Consider the following 20,299-nt stretch of genomic DNA (forward strand, 5'->3'; position numbering starts at 1 on the left):
TACGCACGTCAACTTTCCGCATGGCAAGTATCTGATAGGTTCGGGAGCATGTCGCTGTTCGATGATCCCCGGCTCACCACCATGGGCCTGCTGTTCGAGGCGCACGACGGGCTGGTGGCGCGGCTGGAGCCGACCTGGAAGGCGGCCGGGCTCTCCGGACTCGACCTGAACGCGCTCATGCGGCTCAGCCGGTCGCCGCAGCGGCGGCTGCGGATGACCGACCTGGCGATCCAGGTCTCGCTCTCCACCAGCGGCGCCACCCGGCTCGTCGACCGGCTGGCCCGCAACGGCCTGGTCGAGCGGGTGCTCGATCCCGCCGACCGCCGCGCCGCGCACGCCGTCCTCACCGACGCCGGCGCCCGCACCCTCACCGAGGTGCTTCCGGAGTACCTGGCCGCCGTCGAGCGGTGGTTCACCGGCCTGCTCACCCCGGAGCAACTGGACGGCCTCGTGCAGGCATTGCGCATCGTCCGCGATGCCGCCAATCCGGACGCCGTCGCCGGCGTCGACCCGTGATCAGGCGCCGACCGAGGCGAGGAACATCGGCAGCGCATTACACCTTGCCGGATGGCCTTCCGTCGAGCGGTGCCGGCACGGTATCCAAGAACGGCACTGTTCGTATGCCCCGGGAATTACCGTGGTGGTAACCCGGCGCCGCTAGCGTGGCCGGCGTGGCGAAGCACGGGATCGAGTACACCCCGGACGCGCGGGACCCGCGGCGGGTCAGGCTGTACGACGGACTGCCGAGGGGAGTCTCGCGCGCCGAGGTCACCTTCCGGGCCGAGGGCGGATTCCGGGGCAGCCGGGTGGTGCCCGCCTCGGCGGCCGATTTCGCGCACCTGCGCACCGCGCCGGAGACCGGGTACGAGGGGCCGTGGAGCGAGCCGAGCCGGATCACCGTCTCCGAGGGGCAGTACTACGTGCGGCAGGCCGTGCGGCGGATCGCCGAGCGCGCGGCCGAGATCGAGCGCCGGGTGGCCCGGATCGACCTGGACTGCCCGTGGTGCGAACGGCCGCGCAGCTACCTCGGGCGGATCGGCTTCCTCACCGGCCACACCGGGTTCATGACCGATGCCCCGAGTGAGCTCGGCCAGCTGGTGGACCAGCAGCATGCCTACCGCTGCGACGACTGCGGCTCGCTGCTCCACTTCGCCGACGGCTTCCTGCCGCACCCGCTCCCCGGCCGGAAGAAGCCGTGATCAGGGCCCGCTGATTCCGATTCCGGCGGCCGGACCGGATCTTGACCGGGCCGGGTCGTAGGGTGGCGGTGTGGAGACCGGGCAACCGAGCCGGACCGCGCTGGCCGTCGCCGCGGCTCGGGCCGAGCACCAGACACTGGACGATCCGCGCATCTTCACCGACCCCTTCGCGAGCCGCATCATCGGCGACGGCGCGCCCGCCGGCGAGTTCGACGGCGGCGACCCCGAGGTGGCCCGGGTGCGCCGCCTCGTCATCGCCGCCCGCAGCCGCTTCGCCGACGACCGGGTGGCCGCCGCGATCGCCCGCGGCACCCGCCAGGTGGTGATCCTCGGCGCCGGGCTGGACACGAGCGCCTACCGCAACCCGCACCCCGAGGTCCGCTACTTCGAGGTGGACCACCCCGACACCCAGTCCTGGAAGCGAAACCGACTGCGCGAGGCCGGAATCGAGCCGCCACCGGCCCTCACCTTCGCCCCGGTCGACTTCGAACGGTCGACCCTCGCGGCCGGGCTCGCCGCCGCCGGGCTCGACCGGACGGCCGAGGCGATCTTCGTCTGGCTCGGCGTCGTCGTCTACCTCACCCGCGGCTCGATCGACGACACCATCGGCTACATCGCGGGCCAGCGCGCGGACCTCGTCTTCGACTACCCGGCGCCGCCCGCACCGGAGACCGCCACCGAGCAGCGCGCCCGCGCGGACCGGGTCGCCGCCGCGGGCGAGCCCTGGCTCAGCTACTTCACCGCCGACGAGGCGCGCACCCTGCTCCAGGGCTCCGGCTTCGCCCTGCTCGAGGATCGCGCAGCCGGAGATGTGTTGGTCGAGTACGGAACACGCACGATGCACCCGATCGGGTCCGGCATCCGCATGGTGCCTGCCGCTACCCGCTGACCAGCAGCGACACCACTACCTCCCGCTCGGCGGAGGGCAGGTAGTGCACCCGCACCGCGCACCCGACCCCGACCTCGCCGAGCGCGGCGGCGGGCAGGTACTGCTCGGTGCGGGTGTGGAAGGCGCTCCCGTCCGGCCGGATCACCAGCAGCCCGAGCAGCACCAGCGGCCTGCCCGCCCGCACCTCGCCCGGCACGGCGAACCAGCGCACCACCGCCTCCGCGGCGACCCCCGTCTCGGTGCGGTCCCGGTCGATCCGGACCTCCCGGCCGGTGCAGTGCACCGGGAGGACGACGCCCGGGCGCAGCAGCGACATCTCGCTCAGCGGTACCACCAGCAGGGTGTCGGCGTCGAAGCGGCGCCCGCCTGCCTCGACGGCGAGCGCGAGCCGCAGCTGCGGCCTGCCCCGCACGCCGACCCCGGTGTGCCGGACCGCACGGACGGTGGCGCGGCCGGGCGTCGGCGCGGGTGCGGGGCGAGCGCGAAATCTCATGGTCGGTTCTCCGGAGGCGCGGTGGCGGGGTCCGGACGACCGTAGGACCCGCCGCCACCCTACCGATCCCGGGTCGCGCCGAAAATGGTTGGCGGCCGCCGGTGCTCGTTCTCTACAGTTCGTTCCAGGCAATCCGAGGTGGGCGGGCCGGAGTTGATCGGTTACCACTTTCACTGGAGCGGTCGCAGGTTCGAGTCCTGCCGGGAGCGCGTGCTCCCGTAGCTCAGCTGGTAGAGCACTTTGTCGGTCGGCACACCACGACCGCCCACCCGGATCGCCGTGACCGCACGGGAGGAGGAACCACAATGGACGTGCTGTCGAAGATCAATCGCCGGAAGACCCCGCAGGGCGAGCGGGCGCGTCCGGACCAGGTGCCGAACTCCGCGGGCGGCTTCGTCTTCGCGGTGACGCCCGAGGTGCGGCTGCGCCGCTTCCTGACCCTCGGCACCGATGGCGGCACCTTCTACGTGCACGCTCAGGAGCTGACCGCGGACAATGCCGAGGTCGTGCTGAGCTTCGCGCGGGAGCGCACCGACGACCTGGTGCGCGAGATCGTCGCGATCTCCACCGCGGGCCGGGCGCCGAAGCAGAACCCGGCGCTCTTCGCGCTCGCCGCGGCGGCCTCGCTCGGTGACGCCGCCGGGCGGCGCACCGCGCTGGACGCGCTGCCGCTGGTGGCGCGGACGGGCACGCACCTGTTCCTGTTCGCGCGCTACATCGAGCAGTTCCGCGGCTGGGGTCGCGGCCTGCGCCGCGGCGTCGCGAACTGGTACACCGCCACGTCCGTCGACGACCTCGCGTTCCAGACGGTCAAGTACCGGCAGCGCGAGGGCTGGTCGCACCGCGACCTGCTGCGGCTGGCGCACCCGCGGACCACCGAGGACGACCGCAAGCGGCTCTTCGACTGGATCTGCGGGCGCGGGCCCGCGCTGGACGGACTGCGGATCGTCGAGGGGTTCGAGCGGGCGCGGACGGCTCCGGTCGCCGCGCTGCCCGGCCTCGTCAGCGAGTACCGGCTGTCCTGGGAGATGCTGCCCGACCACGCGCTCGGCGAGCGCGCGGTCTGGGAGGCGCTGCTGGACAACGGGATTCCGCAGACGGCGCTGCTGCGGCAGCTGCCGCGGCTGACCGGGCTCGGCCTGCTCGACCCGCTCGGTGACCGCACGGCGGCGGTGTGCGCGCAGCTCACCGACGGTGAGCGGCTGCGGCGCGGCCGGGTGCACCCGATCTCGGTGCTGGTCGCGCTGCGCACCTACGCCGCCGGGCGCGGGGTGCGCGGTGGCGGCAGCTGGCAGCCGTCGCGGCCGGTGATCGACGCGCTGGACGCCGCGTTCTACGCGGCATTCGACGGCGTCCGGCCGACCGGGAAGCGGCACCTGCTCGCGCTCGACGTCTCCGGGTCGATGGGGGCGACGATCGCGGGGCTGCCGATCACCGCGCGGGAGGCATCGGCCGCCCTCGCGATGGTCACCGCGGCCACCGAGCGGCGGCACACCATCGTCGGCTTCACGGCCGCAGGGAAGCGCTGGCAGGACGGCTCCGCGCTGCGGCCGCTGCGGATCGGACCGCGGCAGCGGCTGGACGACGTGCTCGCCGGCACGGCGAACCTGCCGTTCGGCGCGACCGACTGCTCGCTGCCCATGTTGCACGCGCTGCGCACCGGCCTCGAGGTCGACGTGTTCTCGGTGTACACCGACAACGAGACCTGGGCCGGGAAGGTGCACCCCTTCCAGGCGCTGAAGCAGTATCGGCGCGAGGTGAATCCGGCCGCGAAGCTGGTGGTGGTCGGGATGACCGCGACCGGTTTCAGCATCGCGGACCCGTCCGACGCCGGCATGCTCGACGTCGCCGGTTTCGACGCGGCGGTGCCCACGCTGCTGGCCGACTTCGCCCGCGGGTGATCGAATCCCGCTCCCTCGGCACGGGGGAGCGGGATTCGTCGTCGGTCAGTGCCGACGGTCCAGCCGATCAGCGTCAGCGGGCCGTTGTCGCCGGCGTCCATGAGGTCCGGCAGTCAGCACCGGACGGCGTGGACGGTGCCGACCTGGGGGTCCGGAACCGCGACCGCGCGGCCGAACGGCGCCGCCGCCGCGTTCCAGCCGCGGAACTCGGTATCCCAGCCGAGGTCGCGCAGCCACCGCTCGGCGTCGAAGGCGGTGTCCGGGGCACGGCCGGGGGCGCCGACGAGGTCGCGCAGCTCGCGGTAGCGGAGGGCGCCCTGGTCGGCGGTGACGCGGGCGGTCGCGAACCAGCTGCCCGGTGCGGAGAGCGCCGTCAGCGTGCGCACCACCCCCTGGTTCCACTCCTCGGTGAGGTAGCCGAGCGAGCCCTCGTCGATCCAGTGCGTGGGCAGCTCGGGGCGGAATCCGCGCTCCAGCAGCGCCGCGTCCCAGTCCGCGCGCAGATCGGCGGCCACGACCTCGCGCCGGCAGCTCGGCACCGCGTCGCCCAGCACCGGCTCCTTGAAGGCGAACGTCTCGGGTAGGTCGATCTCGAAGATCACGGCATCGCCGGGTAATCCCATCCGGTAGGCGCGGGTGTCCAGCCCGGCGCCGAGCAGCACGATCTGCCGCAAGCCGGCCGCGAGCCCGGCGCGGATCCGATCGTCCACCAGCCGCACCCCGACCGTCCGCCACGCGGCGAACTCTCCGGCCAGCGCGGTGAGCCGCGCCCACCGCTCCGCCGGGAATCCCGCCCGCGCCGCCGCCACGAAGGCCGCGGCCAGCGGATCGTCGTACAGCCGATCCGCCCGCTCGCTCTCCCGCGCGCGAATCACCGCGACCCCGATCGCGGTGATCGCCACCCCCGTCGTCGGTACCGATCCCATGCCACCCTCCTGATACTAACTTGCCGTCCGGCTAGGTATCTCGCACGGTAGGCTGCCACCTCGCCGATCGTCAAGTGAAGGAGCGCGATGGACAAGCGCCGCAGCGACACCCGCGAGCGGATCCGCACCGTCGCCATGGAGCTGTTCGGCGAGCGCGGCTACGACAAGACCTCGCTGCGCGAGATCGCCGACCGGCTCGGCGTCACCAAGGCGGCGCTCTACTACCACTTCCGCACCAAGGAAGACATCGTGGTGAGCCTCTCCGAGGATCTGCGCCGCGGGGTCGACGACATCGTGGAGTGGGCGCGGGGGGAGCCGCCCGGCCGCGAGCGCGGGGAGCAGATCGTGCTGCGCTACGGCGCGCTGCTGCACGGCCTCGGCCGCAGCATGATCCGCTTCTGGAGCGAGAACCAGCCCGCCTTCCGCGATCTCGGCATCGGCACCGGGCTGCGCTACGAGTTCCGCGAGCTCGCCGACCTGGTCGCCGGGCCGGACCCGGCGCCGCTGGCGGTCTTCCACGCGCGGCAGGCGCTGCTCACCATCAGCTGGAGCCTGTCCATGATGGGCGACCTCGAGCTGGACGACGCGCAGAGCAACGCCGCGGCCACCCGGCTCGCCCTCGATATCCTCGCGCGGCTCTGAGCCGGGCTCAGGTGGCCGCGACGACCCCGGTGGCCAGCAACCCGATGACGACGAAGCCGAGGATGATGCGGTAGCCGACGAACCAGTAGAACGAGTGGTCGGCCACGAACTTGAGCAGCCAGGCGATCGAGGCGTAGCCGACGAAGAAGGCCAGGATCGTGGCGACGAGCAGCTGGGAGCCGGAGGCGTTGAGCCCCTCGCCCGCCGGTTCGAAGGCATCCGGGAGGCTGAAGAGCCCGGAGGCGGTGACCGCGGGGATGGCGAGCAGGAAGGAGAAGCGCACGGCGGCGGCGCGCTCCAGGCCGAGGAAGAGGCCGGCGGTGGAGGTGGCGCCGGAGCGGGAGACACCGGGGACGAGCGCGAGGCACTGGGCCAGCCCCATGGCGATGCCGTCCCTGGTGCTGAGCTGTTCGAGCGGCCGTTCCTTGCGCCCGTAGTGTTCACCGGCGGCGATCACCAGCGCGAAGACGATGAGCATGATCGCCACCACCCACAGGTTCCTGGCGCCGGTGCGGATCTCGTCCTTGAAGAGGAACCCGAGCAGCCCGATCGGGATGGTGCCGATGATGACGTACCAGCCCATGCGGTAGTCGAGGTCGCGCTGCGCGTCGGCGGTGTCGGTGACCACCGGCAGCTTCATGGTCGCCGGGTCGCCCGGGTTGTAGACCGGCAGCTTCGTGGTCACCTGGTCGGTGAGCGGCACCGGCTGCTCGGCGGGCTCACGCTTCCCGCGCAGCCGCTCGCCGACCCCGGCGAACCAGGCCACGACGATCCGCGCGATGTCCTTGGCGAAGTAGACCAGCACCGCGGCCTCGGTGCCGAGCTGGGTCACGGCGGTGAACGAGGCGCCCGCGTCCTCGCCGAAGAAGACCGACGAGACGATCCGCAGATGCCCCGAGGAGGAGACCGGCAGGAACTCCGTGAGCCCCTGCACCAGCCCGAGTACCAAAGCCTGGACCCAGGTCATCGACTCGCCCACGCACCCTCCACACTCTCTCGCCCGCGATGTCCTCAGCGACGGTACAGGGCGGGCGGCGAATGGCGAATTGCCGTCAGGCGGCCGCGACCACCGCCGCGCGGCGCTGCCTGAACCGGCGGGTGACCCGCCACATGAGGTAGAGCAGCCCGGCGAGCAGAACCGGGATGAGCACCGGCAGCACCATGGCCAGCAGCGCCGTGCAGAAGGTCAGGATGTTCTCCACGATCGAGACGACCGGATTGGCCAGACCGCCGGTGCCCGCGGTGCTGGCCGCGCGCACCCCGGTCTGGGTGGCGCTGAAGGCGAGCGCGGTCGGGGCGCCGACGATGATCCCCGCGATCGCGGCCGTGCTCGGATCGGCGGTCTGGAACACCGAGCCCGCGGCGATGGCGCCCGCGATCGGCCCGGTGACATTGCCCACGACGGAGAGCAGGTTGTCCACGTAGGGGATGAGGTCGGCGAGCAGCTCGGTGCCCGCCGCGACGGCCAGCGCCAGCAGCGCGCCGGTCGAGCCGATCCAGGCGAAGGATTCGTTGAGGTCGAGGCCGAACAGGTCGAAGCGGGCGGCGACGCTGAGCATGAGCAGCGGCAGGAAGGCACGGAACCCGCAGGCGGCCGCGAGGCCGAGCCCGAGGAAGAGCGGAAGCACCCAACTACTCATGATTGCGAGTCTAGGTGCGGTTTTCGGGTGGTTGTCCGGATCGTTACCCGGCCGCCCGCTTGGCCCGCGCCCGGCGCTTGCCCTCGTGCATGGCGGCCACCCGCGCCACCGGAATGGTGCGGCCGTGCTCGATCAGCTCGGCGGGCAGCCGCTGCGGCGCAGGCATGGCCGCCGCCCACGGGTCGCGCCCGCCGAGCGCGTCGAGCGCGGTGCGCACGGTGAAGTCGGCCGGGGTGATCCGGTCCAGGTCGGACCAGTCCAGCGGGAAGGAGACCGGGGTGCCTGCCCGGAACCGCGGGCTGTAGGCGGCGACGACGGTCGCGCCGCCCGCCCTCGTCGAGTCGACGAAGACCTTGCTCTTCCGGTCCTCGACGATGAAAGCCGTGGTGGCGCGGTCCGGGTCGAGCGCCTCGGCCCGTGCCGCGAGCGCGCGGGTCGCGGCCGCGACGTCGTCGACCGGGGCGCTGTCGTCGACCGGGACGAAGACGTGCACGCCCTTGGCGCCGCTGGTCTTCACCGCGCCCGCCAGCCCGCAGTCCGCCAGCACCTGCCGCACCAGGTGCGCGACGGCGACGACGGCGGCGAAATCGCTGCCCGGCGGCGGATCCAGATCCAGGATCAGGTGGGTGGGGCGGTAGATGTCGGCGGCCAGGCCGAGCGTGGGGTGGTATTCGATGGCGCGCTGGTTGGCGAGCCAGAGCAGCGTGCGCCGGTCGTCGCAGAGCGCGTAACGCACCTCCCGGTGCGAGGACTCCGCCCACATCGGCACCGTGCGCACCCAGTCCGGGGTGTACTCGGGCACGTTCTTCTGCATGAAAGGCGCCCGGCCGCGCAGTACCCGCAGCACGGTGAGCGGGCGGTCGGCGATGCCGGGCAGGATGCGGTCGGCGACGGCGTCCAGGTAGTCGACGAGGTCACGCTTGGTGGCGGCCGCGTCCTCGCTCAGCGGCTGGTCCAGATTCGTCAGCTCGACCCCGTCGCGCTGTTCACCGGCGCTCATGCGCCCACCCTACCGTCACAACTCCTTTCGACCGGGCCGGTAGCGCGTCACAAGCCGATAGTTTCCGATTCCAATGCCCGGCGCACGCAGCTCGTGAACCCTCCAGGCAAACCGCGTTCACCGATTTCCGCGGTTCCGCCGCCGGACGATGAACGATATTCGTTCACAAGCAGTTCAGGGGAATTCCATGGCCGGTAGGCATCGCAAGCCCGCACCCCGTTCACTCCGCAGGGCAGGCGGTGCGCTGCTCGGGCTGGCCGCCGTGGTCGCCATCCCGGCCACCGCGTCAGCCGATTCCGGCTCCGCCGCGCCGGGACCGCTGCTCACCGGGCTGATCCCGGCCGGGGCGACGACGGTGGCCGCGCCGCCCGCGGTGCGCGGACCGGAGACCGCCGTGGTCGTTCTCGGCTACGGGTTACTTCCGGACGGCAGTATGCGGCCGGAATTGGTGCACCGGCTCCAGGCCGGTTATGTCCAGGCATTGCTCGCACCCGCCTCGCCGGTCGTCGTCACCGGCGGAAATCCGCAACAGGGCGTCACCGAGGCGGCGGCGATGGCGGATTGGCTCGTCGCGCACGGAATCGCGCCTGCCCGCGTGCACATCGAGTCCGCGGCCGAATCCACGCGGCAGAACGCCGAATTCACCGCGCGGATCCTGCGCGATATCGGCATCCGTGATGCCGTGGTCGTGACCTCGGCCGACCACATCGCCCGCGCCCGCTCGCTCTTCGACGACGCCGGGATCGTGGTCATCGCCGGGCTGACGCCGGATCAGCTCCCGGCGCTGGTCCGGCAGTTCGGTCCGTAGCGCGATCCGGCAGACTGCACGGACATGGCGATCGTGCACCGCACCACCTGGTCCCGTCCGAGCTGGAGCCGCTCGCGGCCTGGCTGCCGTGGTACGCCGGGCGGGGTGGGCCGCACCGGGCGGGTGGGTTCCGCTTCGGCGATCCGGCCGGCGCGGTCTCCCGCGCGCAGCTGACCGCGCTGGTCCGCGGTGCGGTGACCGCGCAGGCGGCGCAGACCAGCGACACCCCCGACCCGACGGTGCTCGTCGGACCCGCCCCCGGCGCCACCGACATCGCGCTCGTCCGCGCACCGGAGCCGTCCGACGCCGACCCGGCACCGGGCGAGATCGCCATCCCCTTGACCCTCCCGGACGGCACCCGCGTCCGCGGGATCATCGCCCGCGTAGGGTGAAAGCGGTGGCGCTGCGTGCGGTGATCTTCGACTTCGACGGTCTGATCCTGGACACCGAGACCCCCTCCTACACCTCGTGGCAGGAGACCTACACCGGTCTCGGCGCCACGCTGGACCGCACGCTCTGGACCGCCAATATCGGCACCACGGGCTGGGACGCCGCCCGGCACCTGGAGGAGCTCGTCGGGCACCCCATCGACCAGGGCGCGCTGCGCGCCGCCCGGCTCGCCAGGCACCACGAACTCATCGCGACGGAGGCCGTCCGGCCGGGCGTGCTCGCGTGGCTGGACGAGGCGAAGGCGCTCGGCCTCGCCGTCGGGCTGGCCTCCAGCTCCAGCGAACCCTGGGTCGGCCCGCACCTGGAGCGGCTCGGGCTGCGCGAGCGCTTCGCCGTGCTCGCCACCGGCGACCGGGTGCCGCGGCGCAAGCCGGACCCCGCCGTCTACCGGCTCGCCCTGGACACCCTCGACATCGACCCCGCCGACGCCATCGCCGTCGAGGACTCCGCCAACGGCATCGCCGCCGCGAAGGCGGCCGGGCTGCGCGCTGTCGCGGTGCCCAATGCCATGACCGTCGAACTCGACTTCTCCCGCGCCGATCTCGTGCTCGGCTCGCTCACCGAGGCCGGGATCGCGGAGATCGCCGAGCGGCTCGGGTTCCAGCGCGCGAACCGCTCCGGGAGCGGGCCGGTCGCCGGCTCGCCGGCGTTCGGGGCGGGCCAAGCGGAGCCGTCGCAACGGCCGCGATAATCGGTCGACCGGGCTGCGCGGACCGGGCACCATCCGAGGCATGAACCACCCGCTCCGCGAGATCAGGGCCGACTTCGACACCGAATCGCTCATCGTCTACCAGGCCTACAACCCGGAGATCGCCGCAGCGGCGGTGCGCGCGGGCCGGTTCGGCGCCGGTTTCAAGATGGAGCGGATGACCTGGATCAAGCCCTCGTTCCTGTGGATGATGTACCGCAGCGGCTGGGCAGGCAAGCCGGGGCAGGAACGGGTTCTCGCCATCAGGATCACCCGCGAGGGGTTCGAGTGGGCGCTGCGGCACAGCGCGCTGAGCCACTTCGAGCCGGGGGTGCACGCCTCTGCGCAGGAGTGGCGGGACGGGCTGGTCGCGCCGGTCCGCGTGCAGTGGGATCCCGAGCGGGATCTCCGCTCGGCGCCGCTGCCGTATCGATCGCTGCAGGTCGGGCTCGCCGGCGACGCGGTGCGGCGGTATCTGGACGAGTGGATCGTCGCCGTCACCGATATCACCGGCACCGTGCGGACGATCCGCGAAGCCCCGAACCCCGCTGAGCTGCTTCCGGTCGAGCGGAGCTACCCGGTGCCCGACGATATCGCCGTCGCGCTCGGTATGCGGGGTGCGGCGTAGCCGTGTTCAGCGCGGGTGATTCGCCGCGAGCCGCCCGTCGATCGTGTCGCCGGAAGGAGGAGGAGCCCCGCTACGCTGAGTGGGATGTTCCTCCTCTTCGGATACGGCCGCAAACAGAAGCCCGTCGGCCCGGGCGCGACCCGGACCTGCCCGCGCTGTCACAACACCACGCAGTGGACTCGGCTCCGCGAGTACACGCAGCTCACGATCTTCTTCATCCCGGTGCTGCGCTGGGGTCGCACCCAGTTCGAGTCCTGCGGGATCTGCGGCGCCGCCATCGCCGTCTGAGCCCGTCTGCACCGGGCGGACCGTCGAGGAGCCCGACCGGTACGACGGACGGTCGATGTCGTGAGCCGAAACCGGCCGACCGCCGATCCGGACTCCCGTTCCGCATGGGTACACTCCTGCACGCCGACGACCGCTCGCGGTCCGACTCGATCCACCTAGCAGGGCTAACCGCGTAGGAGGGGTTCGACGAATGAAGCTCGGAAGAACAACCGCCGCTGTTCTCATCACAGCCTCGGCCATGGCCATCACGACCGCTACCGCAGGCGCAGCGCCTGCGCCGAGCGAATCGGCCGACAGCACGACGAGTTCGGGGATCGATCACGGAATCGGCTACCGGATCGCCGTCTCGCCGGTGGGCGAGACCGTCACCGCCACCATCGAGAACGGCAGGTTCGAGCTGGCGGGCAACGGTGCGGTGCTACTGGCGACCGGCGACGGAGCGACGCTGCTCGAGGTGCCGCGGCACTACGCCGCCGACGGCCGCGAGATCACGATGACGCACGAGATCGCCGCCGACGGCCGCACCCTGACCCTCACCCCGCCCACCCCGGCGAAGCTGATCGCCCAGGAGATCGGCTCGTACGGCCGGCTGATGGAGCAGATCAACAGGAACATGCCCGGTGTCGTCGGCGGCGCCATCGTCGGCGGCCTGCTCGGCGCCTGCCTGTTCCTGATCTGGGGCGTCAGCATCCCGCTCGGCGTGCTGATCGGCGGCGCCATCGGCGGATCGATCATGGGCGGCCCCGAGTTCTCCGACGCCCTGCAGGCGTTCGTCACCGGTCAGCCGTGATCGACGGCGCCCGCCCGGTGCGCCACTCCGTCGGGCTCATGGCGTAGGCGGCGCGGAAGCGGCGGGCGAAGTGGGTGGCGTCGGTGAAGCCGTGCCGGTGCGCGACGGCGGTGACGGTGAGGTGGCGGTGCGTGCGGAGGGTCTCCCTGGCGCGGGCGAGGCGGAGCGCGATGATGTGCTCCGCGAGGCCGGTCCCGGTGCCCGCCCACACCTTGTACAGCTGGCGGACGGAGATGTTGGCCGCGGCGGCGATGGTGTCGGCGCAGAGCGCGGGGTCGTCGAGGTGCGCGGCGATGTAGGCGCGGATCCGCTGGCTCGGGTCGGTGTCGGCGGCCGGGTCGCCCGCGGCGCCGAGCAGCAGGGCGCGCACCAGTTCCACGGTGCCGGTGTGCAGTTCGGGCAGCAGCTCGGGGGCGGTGGCGGCGACGGTGCCGAGCTGCAGCAGATACGTGCGCACCACCCCGGCGAGCGCGTCGCCCGACCGGAGCCTGCGCACCGCCCGGTGCGGGACGTCCCGCGGCAGCGCCAACCGCGCCACGTCGACCTGGAGCAGCAGCACCGTGCCGGAATCGGCCCTGCGGAAATCGAGCGGCGCGGTCTCGTCGATCACGGCAAGGGTCGGCTCGTCCGGCTCCGGCGTGACGACGTGGTGGTGCGTGAGGCTCCACTCGCCGGGCGAGAACACCGCGACCGCGAGCCCGGCGGCGCCGGTGCGCGGCCGGGCGCGCACGGCGATTCCGGTGCTCTCCAACCGGGCGAGCGCGGCGCCGTCGCCGAGGCTCCAGCGGTGCAGCCGCAGCCGCGCCGCGCTGCGGTGCAGCGGGGAGAGCGTGACGGTCGGGGGCAGCCCGGCCCGGCGCAGCGCCGCGCGCAGCGCGGCCGGGTCGAGGGGCCGCGCCGGGGAGACGTCGAGGAGTAGTGCCATGTCGCGCTCCGCTCACCGTGATCGCGGAGTACGAACTCTACCCCCGCGGCACGGCTCAGTCGGCCGCCTGCGCGGGGCGCGCCGCCTGCGCGAGCGCCCACTCCAGTGCGTGGTCGGCGACCTCCTGCCAGCCGGGCTCGGCGCAGGTCCAGTGCGAGCGGCCGGGGAACTCGTGGTAATCGGTCACCGCCGCCGACTTGTGGTAGAGCTTCGCGTTCGACCTGTTCACCGCGGGCGGCATGATGTGGTCCTCGCCACCGGCGATGAAGAGCAGCGGCGCGCGGTCGGCGCGCGCGTAGTCGACCCAGGTCTCGTGGTGGCCGGGGCGGAAGTTCTCGAAGACGCCGTAGGTCCACACCCAGTTGCCCGGCGCCGGGATGTGGTAGCGCTCCCAGGCCGCGCGCGAGGCCGCCTCGTCGATGGTGTTGGTGAAGGCGTAGTGGAACTCCTCCGCGGTGAAACCGACCGCCCTGTGCCGGTTGCCGAGGTTCTTGAGCACCGGGAACAACGCCTTGGCCTGTGAGGGCGGCGTCACCCGGACCCCCTCGGTGGGTGCGGAGTCGATCGCCACCGCCGCGGCGCCGAGCCCGCGGTCGACCAGCAGCTGGGTCAGCGTGCCGCCGAAGGAGTGGCCCATGATGATCGGCGCCGCGGGCAGCGCCTCGATCACCGCGGCCAGATGGTCGACGGTGTCGCGGACGGTGAGTTCGGCGATCAGCGCCGGATTCGCGCGCAGCGCCTCCACCTCGATCTCGAACCCCGGATAGCCGGGGGTGACGACGGTGAAGCCCTTGGCTCCGTAGTACTCCACCCAGTGTTCCCAGCTGCGCGGCGTCATCCACAGGCCGTGCACGAGGACGATGGTGTCGGGGCTGTTGCTCATGGCGGTTCTCCGATTCGCAGGGGTCGACCGCGCACACGCTAAGCCGGGCCGAGCGGCCCGGGCTGGCTCGCAGCGCACGATTCTGTCCCCAGCGCGCCGGTCCGCGCGACCCGGCGCACCTCGCGCGGCGAGAGCCCGAACGCCGCCCGGAAGCGGCGGCTGAAGTGCGCGTGGTTGACGAATCCCCAGCGCCGGGCGACGGCGGCGACCGGCACCTCCGGGTGGCGGAGCAGTTCCTCGCGAGCCTTGATCAGCCGCTCCTCGATGATCCACTGTTCCAGGCTGAACCCGGCCTCCGCGCAGAGCTGGAACAACCTGCGCACCGAGATGTCGTGCGCCCGCGCGATCCGGGCCGGGGTGAGGTCCGGGTCGCCGAGGTGCCCGCGGACGTAGCCGCGGATGCGTGGCAGCAGCACCTCCGCCATCATCCCCCGCGCGTACCCCATGTCGTAGGCGGAGGCGAGCAGGGTGCGCACCAGGTCGGTCGCGGTGCTCCCCAGCGCGGCAGCGGACGGGTCGGCGGAGAGCTCGTCCGCACGCCGGGTCAACTCGCCGATATGGGCGGTCACCAGCGTGTACAGCGGGCTCGCCGCCAGCCGGGTCGCGGCATCGCGCACCACCTCGTGCGGCAGGCCGAGTGCCTCGATCGGCACCTGAAGGCAGCGGGAGCTGCCGTAGGTCGGCTGCCCGTAGTCGTAGGGCGAGTTCAGGTCGGTGAGGAACAGCTCGCCCGGGCGCAGGACCTGCTGGTTCCCGTACTGCCCGAACAATCCGTTACTGGCCTCCTGCACGGTGATCGACAGCATCTCGGCGGGCCCGGTGCGCACCTGCCGCGGCGACCGCAGCAGCCGGAACCCGGTCATCTCCGCCCGGAAGATGCACGCCTGGCCGTACATCCAGACCTGCATCAGCGAGTCCACCGCGTCCGGGTCGGGCAGCACCACCCAGGACGGCACCGACTGCTCCTGCATCGCGACCCGCGTCGCATCCGCCCGGTCCGCCTGCGCGTAGTCGCTCGATCGGAATACGACCGCCATCGCATCCTCCTCACCTGTTCCCAACCGTTCGGTTCTCGAATTTAGAGGGTGCCGGATGGGGCGGTGCTGCGTGTGCGGTGTGAGCACAGAGCGTGCAGTCTCGTCCTGGTTCCCGAGTCGGCCCCGCTCGAGGAGAACCGTCACCGGACTCACGCTGTCCGTCGAACAGACGATGCCGACGTCGCCCCGGGTTCCGCTCGACGGAATCGGAGAACGGCTCGATCGGAAACTTCCCGGATCAGGAGGATGTCTTCTGGTACGCGCTGCGCGTGGCGGAGGGCAGCGGTCTCCTGACCGCGCTCGCCGACGATCCGTGGTTCTGTTCAGGCGATCGCCGTCCGCAGGGCCTGTGACCGTCACTTTCGATCCATATTCTCCTGTCGTGCAGGGTTTTTGGGACTATGCAGGTTTGGCGATGACGGTCCTCTTCGGGGTGGCGCAGGTCTTCATCGGGTTCGGCATCCTCTGGGAGACCGTCGAGCGCGCGGTGCTGTGGCTGCGCGGACACCGGGCGCACGCTGTCATCGCCGCGGTCGGCGAGGAACGCGACGGCGACAGCCATCGCGTCTACCGGCCTACCGTGGAATTCGCCACGTCGACCGGCGAACTGCGGCGCGCCGCCCTGGCCGACACGGTGACCGTCTCTCCCGCCATCGGTGCGCGGCTCACCGTGGTCTACCGGCCGAACGAACCCGAGTACGTGGATGCCATCGGCGTCGCCAAGGGCATCGGAAGTCTGCTTCTCGCCCCGATTCTGGTGGTCGTGGGAGCGTGGATCGCCGCCCTGTCCATCGCGTACCTGCTCGGCCTCGACGGCGTGCGCCTGTGGGCGGAACAGGCCCTCGGTGACACCTTCGATTGGCTCGAAAGGACCCTCGGCGGCCCGCTGGGATGGGTCCGAGACGTCCTGGTGGACTGGTACGGCTGACAGGCGATGCCGCGAGATCGCCCGGCCGCGCTGGCTCCGTCAGCGGCTGACGCCAGCGGCACAGACCGCGGCCGGTCAGCGTGCCGACGCCGATCGCCCTGTCAGCTCTGGAGTCGTGCAGGCATCAGCGGCGAGGTCGAGCGGGCCGAGTGGATGACGAGGGGGTGATCGGTCCGTCGAGGCGGATATGGGGCTGCCCTCCGCCCGCGGGTGACCGCTCCGGCCTGTTCGCTACGGGTAGGGCACGACCTCGGGCCGGGCCAGGCCGGTGATCGTGGTGGCGAGGTCGCCGCGGCCGAAGACCGCGTCGAACCAGGTCCGCAGGTAGGTGCGCTGCAGCTCGATCGAGCGGTCCGCGTCGATGCCGCCGACCGCCTTCTGCCGAACCGCACCGGCCAGAAGCCCGGCCTCGGCGAGCCGGGCCAGGATCAGCTGCTGGTCGCAGAAGGACATGTGCTCGCTGCCCAGCACCCGCAGCGGCAGTTCGATCCCGGTGTCGGCGTGCCAGTACGGCTCCCATCCGGGCCGGCCGAACCAGGGCGAGAACTCCCCGGCCAGCATCAGCAGCGGCTGGGCGATCCCTGTCTCGGCGGCCGGGCCGAGTACCGGGCCGTCCAGGTTCACCCCGGCGCGGATCCGCGGGTCGGCCTGCAGGGCCCCGATCGTGGTCGACCCGCCGAGTGAGTGCCCGAACATCGCCACCCGTGACAGGTCCAGGTTCCGCGCGAGCCCGGCCGGTAGTGCCGCACCGTCGTGCTGCCCGGCCGCCGCGGCGGAGAGCTGGTCGAGGACGAAGCGGGTGTCGGCCACCCGGGTCTCGGCGGTGCGCCCATCGGGGAACCGGATGGAGAAAGCCTCGTGGGTGTGGTTGAGCGCGACAACGGCGTAGCCGTGGCTGGCCAGGTCCTCGGCCTGCGCCGTGCTCCAGCCGGTGGCATCGCCCATGCCGGGCGAGTTCAGCAGAACCGGGATACCACCACTGTGCCGGGCGGGTGCGTCGGTGTGGCTGTGGCTGGGGGCGAGGTTCCAGGTGCCTGCCGGGACGCCGAGCTCGGTGAGGAAGTCGTCCTGTTCGGCGCGCCCGCCCTGCGGCATCCACGGCGCACGCTCACCGGTGGCCTCGGTAGCGGGGTACCAGATCTGGGCCAGCACCTCGCGGGGATCGCCGGTCCAGGGATCGGTGCGGCTCGCGTCGGTCAGGTGCCACTCGGTGACCCCGGCCGGGGACGGACCGGTCGGGGCGGGCAGCGCGATGCTCACCACCGGCTCGGGCGGCGGTGCCGCGACCGAAGTCCCGGTGGTGCTGGCGAGCAGAGCTGTCGCAGCCGCCGCAATTGTCATTGCCTGTCGTAAACCATTGCCTGCCAACGCTTCCCCCCTGACTCCGTTGTATCGGTGGCCGGAGCCTACAGAACACCACCGGGGTTGTCGGAAGACCACCGCCGCTGGAACGAGTCGCGAGCGGCACCGCCTCGAGCGGTGTCGAGTGATTCTGGCGCCGACTACCCGGCGTTGTCCGCCCCCGCTGTTTTCCTCGCCAGCAGCGGTATGCAGGTGCAATCCGTTCTCGTGCTGCACCGCGATCACGCCTGCGCCGCGCTGGCGTTGTGCCTGTCGGTCACGCGCTGCTGTCGTCGATGACAGTGAGTGCGGCAACAGTCGAACCTTCTTCCATCACCTCGGTGCTACCGACCGTCGCCGGAATCCGTGCCACTATCGGCGCGGACGCGATCGTTCTGCTGCCCAGCGGGCTGCTCCTGCCGTGGCGGGTACGGCGGGGAGGCTCGATTCAGGGGGAGGTGCCCGTGGGGTGTGGCCAGGGGAGTTCCTGGTCGCCGCGGGCTACGGCGGCGGCGGTCGTCAGGTCGAGGTGCAATTCGGTGTCCGGATCGGGTGCGGGGCCGTCGTGGTGCCGGACTCCGGATTCGTCGACGACGATGTGGAACACGGTATCGCCGACGAACACCGTCGCGCTGCCGTGCCCGAGCCGCTGCGCGACCGCGCGGCCGAGGGGGAGTGCGAACCAGTGCGCGCGCACGGCGTCGGTCGTGGTGCGCTCACCGAGCAGTCCGGTGCCCCAGATCGAGAGCGCGTCGAGTACCGGGCGTAGTGCGAGCCCGGTGTCGGTGAGCTGGTAGGCGGCCGCGTTGGCGCGCGGCCCGAGCCGCTCGCGCGTGACGATGCCGTCGCGTTCGAGTTCCTTGAGCCGGGAGGCCAGCACGTCGGTGCTGATGCCGGGCAGGTCGGCGAACAGGTCGCTGTAGCGGCGCGGCCCGCCGCACAATTCGCGGACCAGCAGCAGGCTCCAGCGGTCGCCGACGACATCGAGGGCGCGGCTGGCCGCGCAGTAATGGTCGTAGCTTCGTCGGGGCATATCCCCACGATAGCGCTTACTTGGAAAATCCAAGCAGTACTTGGAAAGACCAAGTAGAGTCTGCGGCGTCGAACCGTCGAGGGGGCAGTGCATGCAGATCAAGCAGTCCAGCAAGCTGGCCGGGGTGTCCTACGAGATCCGGGGCCCGGTCGCCGCGGAGGCCGCGCGGCTGGAGGCCGAGGGGCATCACGTGATCAAGCTGAACACCGGCAATCCGCTGCTGTTCGGCTTCGAGGCGCCGGCGGAGATCCTGCAGGACATCGTGCGCTCGCTTCCGGCGTCGAGCGGGTACTCCTCGTCCAAGGGGCTGGTTCCGGCCCGGCGCGCGGTGGTGCAGTACTACCAGACCCTCGGTGTCCAGGACCTGGATCTCGAGGATGTCTTCCTCGGCAACGGCGTCTCCGAACTGGTCATGATGGCGATGACCGCCCTGCTGGAGAACGGCGACGAAGTCCTGATTCCCGCACCGGATTTTCCGCTCTGGACCGCGGCTACCACGCTCAACGGCGGCCGAGCCGTGCACTACCTGTGCGACGAGCAGGCCGACTGGTATCCCGACCTGGCCGATATCGCCGCGAAGATCACCGACCGCACGCGCGCCATCGTCATCATCAACCCGAACAACCCGACCGGCGCGGTGTACCCGCCCGAAGTCCTGCGCCAGGTCCTGGAATTGGCCCGCAGGCACAACCTGCTGGTCTTCTCCGACGAGATCTACGACAAGATCCGCTACGACGGGCTGCCGCACACCGCCACCGCATCGCTCGCCCCGGACCTGCTGTGCCTGACCTTCTCCGGGTTGTCGAAGTCCTACCGATGCGCCGGATTCCGCTCCGGCTGGATGGCGGTCTCCGGCCCGACCCAGCACGCCACCAGCTACCTGGAGGGCTTGGCGATGCTTGCCGGGTTGCGGTTGTGCGCCAATGTGCCCGCCCAGCAGGCGATCCAGGCCGCGCTCGGCGGCTACCAGAGCATCACCGACCTCACCCTCCCGGGCGGGCGGCTGCACGAGCAGCGCGACCGGGCCTGGGAAGCGCTGGAGTCGATCCCCGGGATCTCCTGCGTCAAACCGCGCGGCGCGATCTACGCGTTCCCGCGCATCGACCTGCAGCGCTACCCGATCCACGACGACGAACGCTTCGTACTCGACCTGCTGCTGCAGGAGAAACTGCACATCGTGCAGGGCACCGGCTTCAACTGGCCGCGTCCCGACCACTTCCGCATCCTGACCCTGCCCCACGCCGACGACCTCGAAGCCATCATCGAACGCATCGGGCGCTTCCTCGCCACCTACCGCCAATAGCGGCAGGTTTCCCTCGGTGCTGCCGGGCATCGGAGTCCGGACATCGGCCGCGCCGCGGATGGCGAGACCGGAAGGCAACTCCTGTGAGACCTTCGGGCGCGAGTGATTGCCGGGCGTCACCGAGTTCTCCGTCTGCGCGGCGATGCGATGGTCACGGGTCGGACCGGGGTGCCGTCCGCGATCAGCGCCGTTCCTCCGGGGGAAGCGGGCCCGAGATCGTCGATCACCCGGGCCGCCGCCGACTTCGAGATCCCGAATACGGCCGAGAGCCGGCGCATCGTGAGATTCGTGCGCCAGTAGCAGGCCACCGGCAGCACCCGATCCTCGAAAACGAGCGTCCGGGGCCGGCCCCGCAACGGTCGATCGGCCCCTTCGCGCCACAACGCGGTGATCGAGCGGGCGAACTTCCGCGGACGCAGACCACTCGACAGCGCCGCCCATCACCGGATCAGACGCCGAGATCACCGCCGTCGCAGCAGACTATTCCTGCCGCACAACGGCTTACGG

General features: G+C 71.6%; 24 protein-coding genes. 13 read left to right on the forward strand and 11 right to left on the reverse strand.

What is annotated here, in order from left to right:
- The first annotated feature begins 48 nt into the window (after nt 1-48).
- From ACFO0B_RS02870 to ACFO0B_RS02880, 3 genes are all read left to right on the forward strand, one after another.
- Nucleotides 49-516: a MarR family winged helix-turn-helix transcriptional regulator gene (locus ACFO0B_RS02870; protein WP_378610694.1), complete on the forward strand. Its 468-nt coding sequence runs from the start codon at nt 49-51 to the stop codon at nt 514-516.
- Nucleotides 517-671: 155 nt separating this feature from the next.
- A complete protein-coding gene (locus ACFO0B_RS02875; protein WP_378610695.1) occupies nt 672-1,199 on the forward strand; it encodes a hypothetical protein in 528 nt (175 codons plus the stop codon).
- A gap of 70 nt (nt 1,200-1,269) precedes the next feature.
- Nucleotides 1,270-2,088, forward strand: a complete 819-nt coding sequence (locus ACFO0B_RS02880; RefSeq protein ID WP_378610696.1) for a class I SAM-dependent methyltransferase — start codon at nt 1,270-1,272, stop codon at nt 2,086-2,088.
- Here ACFO0B_RS02880 and ACFO0B_RS02885 read toward each other — a convergent pair.
- Nucleotides 2,078-2,581, reverse strand: a complete 504-nt coding sequence (locus ACFO0B_RS02885) for a hypothetical protein (protein ID WP_378610697.1) — start codon at nt 2,579-2,581, stop codon at nt 2,078-2,080. The two genes, ACFO0B_RS02880 and ACFO0B_RS02885, sit on opposite strands and share 11 nt — an antisense overlap.
- A 305-nt stretch (nt 2,582-2,886) precedes the next feature.
- Between ACFO0B_RS02885 and ACFO0B_RS02890 the strand changes: the two genes are divergently transcribed.
- The gene (locus tag ACFO0B_RS02890; protein WP_378610698.1) at nt 2,887-4,482 is read left to right on the forward strand and encodes a TROVE domain-containing protein; all 1,596 of its coding nucleotides are present in this window, start codon (nt 2,887-2,889) and stop codon (nt 4,480-4,482) included.
- A gap of 113 nt (nt 4,483-4,595) precedes the next feature.
- Here ACFO0B_RS02890 and ACFO0B_RS02895 read toward each other — a convergent pair whose 3' ends face one another.
- Entirely contained in the window at nt 4,596-5,408 is an 813-nt protein-coding gene (locus ACFO0B_RS02895; RefSeq protein ID WP_378610699.1) for an SAM-dependent methyltransferase, read from the reverse strand.
- Between the two features lie 87 nt (nt 5,409-5,495).
- On the opposite strand from ACFO0B_RS02895, the gene ACFO0B_RS02900 reads away from it, so the two are divergent.
- The gene (locus ACFO0B_RS02900) at nt 5,496-6,050 is read left to right on the forward strand and encodes a TetR/AcrR family transcriptional regulator (protein ID WP_378610700.1); all 555 of its coding nucleotides are present in this window, start codon (nt 5,496-5,498) and stop codon (nt 6,048-6,050) included.
- Nucleotides 6,051-6,057: 7 nt separating this feature from the next.
- Here ACFO0B_RS02900 and ACFO0B_RS02905 read toward each other — a convergent pair whose 3' ends face one another.
- From ACFO0B_RS02905 to ACFO0B_RS02915, 3 genes are all read right to left on the reverse strand, one after another.
- A complete protein-coding gene (locus tag ACFO0B_RS02905; RefSeq protein WP_378610863.1) occupies nt 6,058-7,017 on the reverse strand; it encodes an undecaprenyl-diphosphate phosphatase in 960 nt (319 codons plus the stop codon).
- 85 nt (nt 7,018-7,102) lie between these two features.
- A complete protein-coding gene (locus ACFO0B_RS02910; RefSeq protein ID WP_378610701.1) occupies nt 7,103-7,690 on the reverse strand; it encodes a DUF4126 domain-containing protein in 588 nt (195 codons plus the stop codon).
- Nucleotides 7,691-7,733: 43 nt separating this feature from the next.
- A complete protein-coding gene (locus ACFO0B_RS02915) occupies nt 7,734-8,690 on the reverse strand; it encodes a DNA polymerase domain-containing protein (protein ID WP_378610702.1) in 957 nt (318 codons plus the stop codon).
- A gap of 187 nt (nt 8,691-8,877) precedes the next feature.
- Here ACFO0B_RS02915 and ACFO0B_RS02920 point away from each other — a divergent pair, with 187 nt between their 5' ends.
- From ACFO0B_RS02920 to ACFO0B_RS02945, 6 genes are all read left to right on the forward strand, one after another.
- The gene (locus ACFO0B_RS02920) at nt 8,878-9,498 is read left to right on the forward strand and encodes a YdcF family protein (protein ID WP_378610703.1); all 621 of its coding nucleotides are present in this window, start codon (nt 8,878-8,880) and stop codon (nt 9,496-9,498) included.
- A 194-nt stretch (nt 9,499-9,692) separates the two neighbouring features.
- Entirely contained in the window at nt 9,693-9,890 is a 198-nt protein-coding gene (locus tag ACFO0B_RS02925; RefSeq protein WP_378610704.1) for a hypothetical protein, read from the forward strand.
- A gap of 5 nt (nt 9,891-9,895) precedes the next feature.
- On the forward strand, nt 9,896-10,639 hold the full coding sequence (locus ACFO0B_RS02930; RefSeq protein ID WP_378610705.1) for an HAD family hydrolase: 744 nt from the start codon (nt 9,896-9,898) through the stop codon (nt 10,637-10,639).
- Nucleotides 10,640-10,679: 40 nt separating this feature from the next.
- On the forward strand, nt 10,680-11,264 hold the full coding sequence (locus tag ACFO0B_RS02935; RefSeq protein WP_378610706.1) for a DUF4291 domain-containing protein: 585 nt from the start codon (nt 10,680-10,682) through the stop codon (nt 11,262-11,264).
- An 84-nt stretch (nt 11,265-11,348) separates the two neighbouring features.
- A complete protein-coding gene (locus ACFO0B_RS02940) occupies nt 11,349-11,552 on the forward strand; it encodes a zinc-ribbon domain-containing protein (RefSeq protein ID WP_378610707.1) in 204 nt (67 codons plus the stop codon).
- A gap of 238 nt (nt 11,553-11,790) precedes the next feature.
- Nucleotides 11,791-12,342 (forward strand): hypothetical protein, encoded by a 552-nt coding sequence (locus ACFO0B_RS02945; RefSeq protein WP_378610708.1) that lies wholly within the window; start codon nt 11,791-11,793, stop codon nt 12,340-12,342.
- Here the strand turns inward: ACFO0B_RS02945 and ACFO0B_RS02950 are convergent.
- Genes ACFO0B_RS02950 through ACFO0B_RS02960 form a run of 3 tightly spaced genes read right to left on the reverse strand, consistent with a single transcriptional unit; the run spans nt 12,326 to nt 15,187 of the window.
- On the reverse strand, nt 12,326-13,267 hold the full coding sequence (locus ACFO0B_RS02950) for an AraC family transcriptional regulator (RefSeq protein ID WP_378610709.1): 942 nt from the start codon (nt 13,265-13,267) through the stop codon (nt 12,326-12,328). The two genes, ACFO0B_RS02945 and ACFO0B_RS02950, sit on opposite strands and share 17 nt — an antisense overlap.
- Nucleotides 13,268-13,322: 55 nt before the next feature.
- Entirely contained in the window at nt 13,323-14,150 is an 828-nt protein-coding gene (locus ACFO0B_RS02955; RefSeq protein ID WP_378610710.1) for an alpha/beta hydrolase, read from the reverse strand.
- A gap of 38 nt (nt 14,151-14,188) precedes the next feature.
- Nucleotides 14,189-15,187, reverse strand: coding sequence for a helix-turn-helix domain-containing protein (locus tag ACFO0B_RS02960; RefSeq protein WP_378610711.1), 999 nt, complete (start codon nt 15,185-15,187; stop codon nt 14,189-14,191).
- Nucleotides 15,188-15,569: 382 nt separating this feature from the next.
- Between ACFO0B_RS02960 and ACFO0B_RS02965 the strand changes: the two genes are divergently transcribed.
- Nucleotides 15,570-16,115: a DUF3592 domain-containing protein gene (locus tag ACFO0B_RS02965; RefSeq protein ID WP_378610712.1), complete on the forward strand. Its 546-nt coding sequence runs from the start codon at nt 15,570-15,572 to the stop codon at nt 16,113-16,115.
- A gap of 231 nt (nt 16,116-16,346) precedes the next feature.
- Here ACFO0B_RS02965 and ACFO0B_RS02970 read toward each other — a convergent pair whose 3' ends face one another.
- Together ACFO0B_RS02970 and ACFO0B_RS02975 are read right to left on the reverse strand one after the other, a co-directional pair.
- Nucleotides 16,347-17,456 carry an alpha/beta hydrolase family protein gene (locus ACFO0B_RS02970; RefSeq protein ID WP_378610713.1) on the reverse strand — a complete coding sequence of 370 codons (1,110 nt, stop codon included), beginning with the start codon at nt 17,454-17,456 and terminating at the stop codon, nt 16,347-16,349.
- Between the two features lie 448 nt (nt 17,457-17,904).
- Nucleotides 17,905-18,489, reverse strand: coding sequence for a winged helix-turn-helix transcriptional regulator (locus tag ACFO0B_RS02975; protein WP_378610714.1), 585 nt, complete (start codon nt 18,487-18,489; stop codon nt 17,905-17,907).
- Between the two features lie 91 nt (nt 18,490-18,580).
- Between ACFO0B_RS02975 and ACFO0B_RS02980 the strand changes: the two genes are divergently transcribed.
- On the forward strand, nt 18,581-19,792 hold the full coding sequence (locus tag ACFO0B_RS02980; RefSeq protein ID WP_378610715.1) for a pyridoxal phosphate-dependent aminotransferase: 1,212 nt from the start codon (nt 18,581-18,583) through the stop codon (nt 19,790-19,792).
- A 116-nt stretch (nt 19,793-19,908) separates the two neighbouring features.
- Here ACFO0B_RS02980 and ACFO0B_RS02985 read toward each other — a convergent pair whose 3' ends face one another.
- A complete protein-coding gene (locus ACFO0B_RS02985) occupies nt 19,909-20,175 on the reverse strand; it encodes a helix-turn-helix domain-containing protein (RefSeq protein WP_378610716.1) in 267 nt (88 codons plus the stop codon).
- Nucleotides 20,176-20,299: the final 124 nt, after the last annotated feature.

The sequence above is a fragment of the Nocardia jiangsuensis genome, assembly GCF_042650385.1.
Taxonomy (GTDB): Bacteria; Actinomycetota; Actinomycetes; order Mycobacteriales; family Mycobacteriaceae; genus Nocardia; species Nocardia jiangsuensis.

Bases quoted from the DNA above. Each gene is read 5' to 3' on its own strand.
- ACFO0B_RS02945 (WP_378610708.1), top strand. From the start codon at position 11,791: ATGGCCATCACGACCGCTACCGCAGGCGCAGCGCCTGCGCCGAGCGAA.
- ACFO0B_RS02950 (WP_378610709.1), bottom strand. From the start codon at position 13,267: ATGGCACTACTCCTCGACGTCTCCCCGGCGCGGCCCCTCGACCCGGCC.
- ACFO0B_RS02905 (WP_378610863.1), bottom strand. From the start codon at position 7,017: ATGACCTGGGTCCAGGCTTTGGTACTCGGGCTGGTGCAGGGGCTCACG.
- ACFO0B_RS02900 (WP_378610700.1), top strand. From the start codon at position 5,496: ATGGACAAGCGCCGCAGCGACACCCGCGAGCGGATCCGCACCGTCGCC.
- ACFO0B_RS02970 (WP_378610713.1), bottom strand. From the start codon at position 17,456: ATGACAATTGCGGCGGCTGCGACAGCTCTGCTCGCCAGCACCACCGGG.
- ACFO0B_RS02935 (WP_378610706.1), top strand. From the start codon at position 10,680: ATGAACCACCCGCTCCGCGAGATCAGGGCCGACTTCGACACCGAATCG.
- ACFO0B_RS02980 (WP_378610715.1), top strand. From the start codon at position 18,581: ATGCAGATCAAGCAGTCCAGCAAGCTGGCCGGGGTGTCCTACGAGATC.
- ACFO0B_RS02955 (WP_378610710.1), bottom strand. From the start codon at position 14,150: ATGAGCAACAGCCCCGACACCATCGTCCTCGTGCACGGCCTGTGGATG.
- ACFO0B_RS02895 (WP_378610699.1), bottom strand. From the start codon at position 5,408: ATGGGATCGGTACCGACGACGGGGGTGGCGATCACCGCGATCGGGGTC.
- ACFO0B_RS02915 (WP_378610702.1), bottom strand. From the start codon at position 8,690: ATGAGCGCCGGTGAACAGCGCGACGGGGTCGAGCTGACGAATCTGGAC.
- ACFO0B_RS02890 (WP_378610698.1), top strand. From the start codon at position 2,887: ATGGACGTGCTGTCGAAGATCAATCGCCGGAAGACCCCGCAGGGCGAG.
- ACFO0B_RS02975 (WP_378610714.1), bottom strand. From the start codon at position 18,489: ATGCCCCGACGAAGCTACGACCATTACTGCGCGGCCAGCCGCGCCCTC.
- ACFO0B_RS02940 (WP_378610707.1), top strand. From the start codon at position 11,349: ATGTTCCTCCTCTTCGGATACGGCCGCAAACAGAAGCCCGTCGGCCCG.
- ACFO0B_RS02920 (WP_378610703.1), top strand. From the start codon at position 8,878: ATGGCCGGTAGGCATCGCAAGCCCGCACCCCGTTCACTCCGCAGGGCA.
- ACFO0B_RS02910 (WP_378610701.1), bottom strand. From the start codon at position 7,690: ATGAGTAGTTGGGTGCTTCCGCTCTTCCTCGGGCTCGGCCTCGCGGCC.
- ACFO0B_RS02960 (WP_378610711.1), bottom strand. From the start codon at position 15,187: ATGGCGGTCGTATTCCGATCGAGCGACTACGCGCAGGCGGACCGGGCG.
- ACFO0B_RS02870 (WP_378610694.1), top strand. From the start codon at position 49: ATGTCGCTGTTCGATGATCCCCGGCTCACCACCATGGGCCTGCTGTTC.
- ACFO0B_RS02885 (WP_378610697.1), bottom strand. From the start codon at position 2,581: ATGAGATTTCGCGCTCGCCCCGCACCCGCGCCGACGCCCGGCCGCGCC.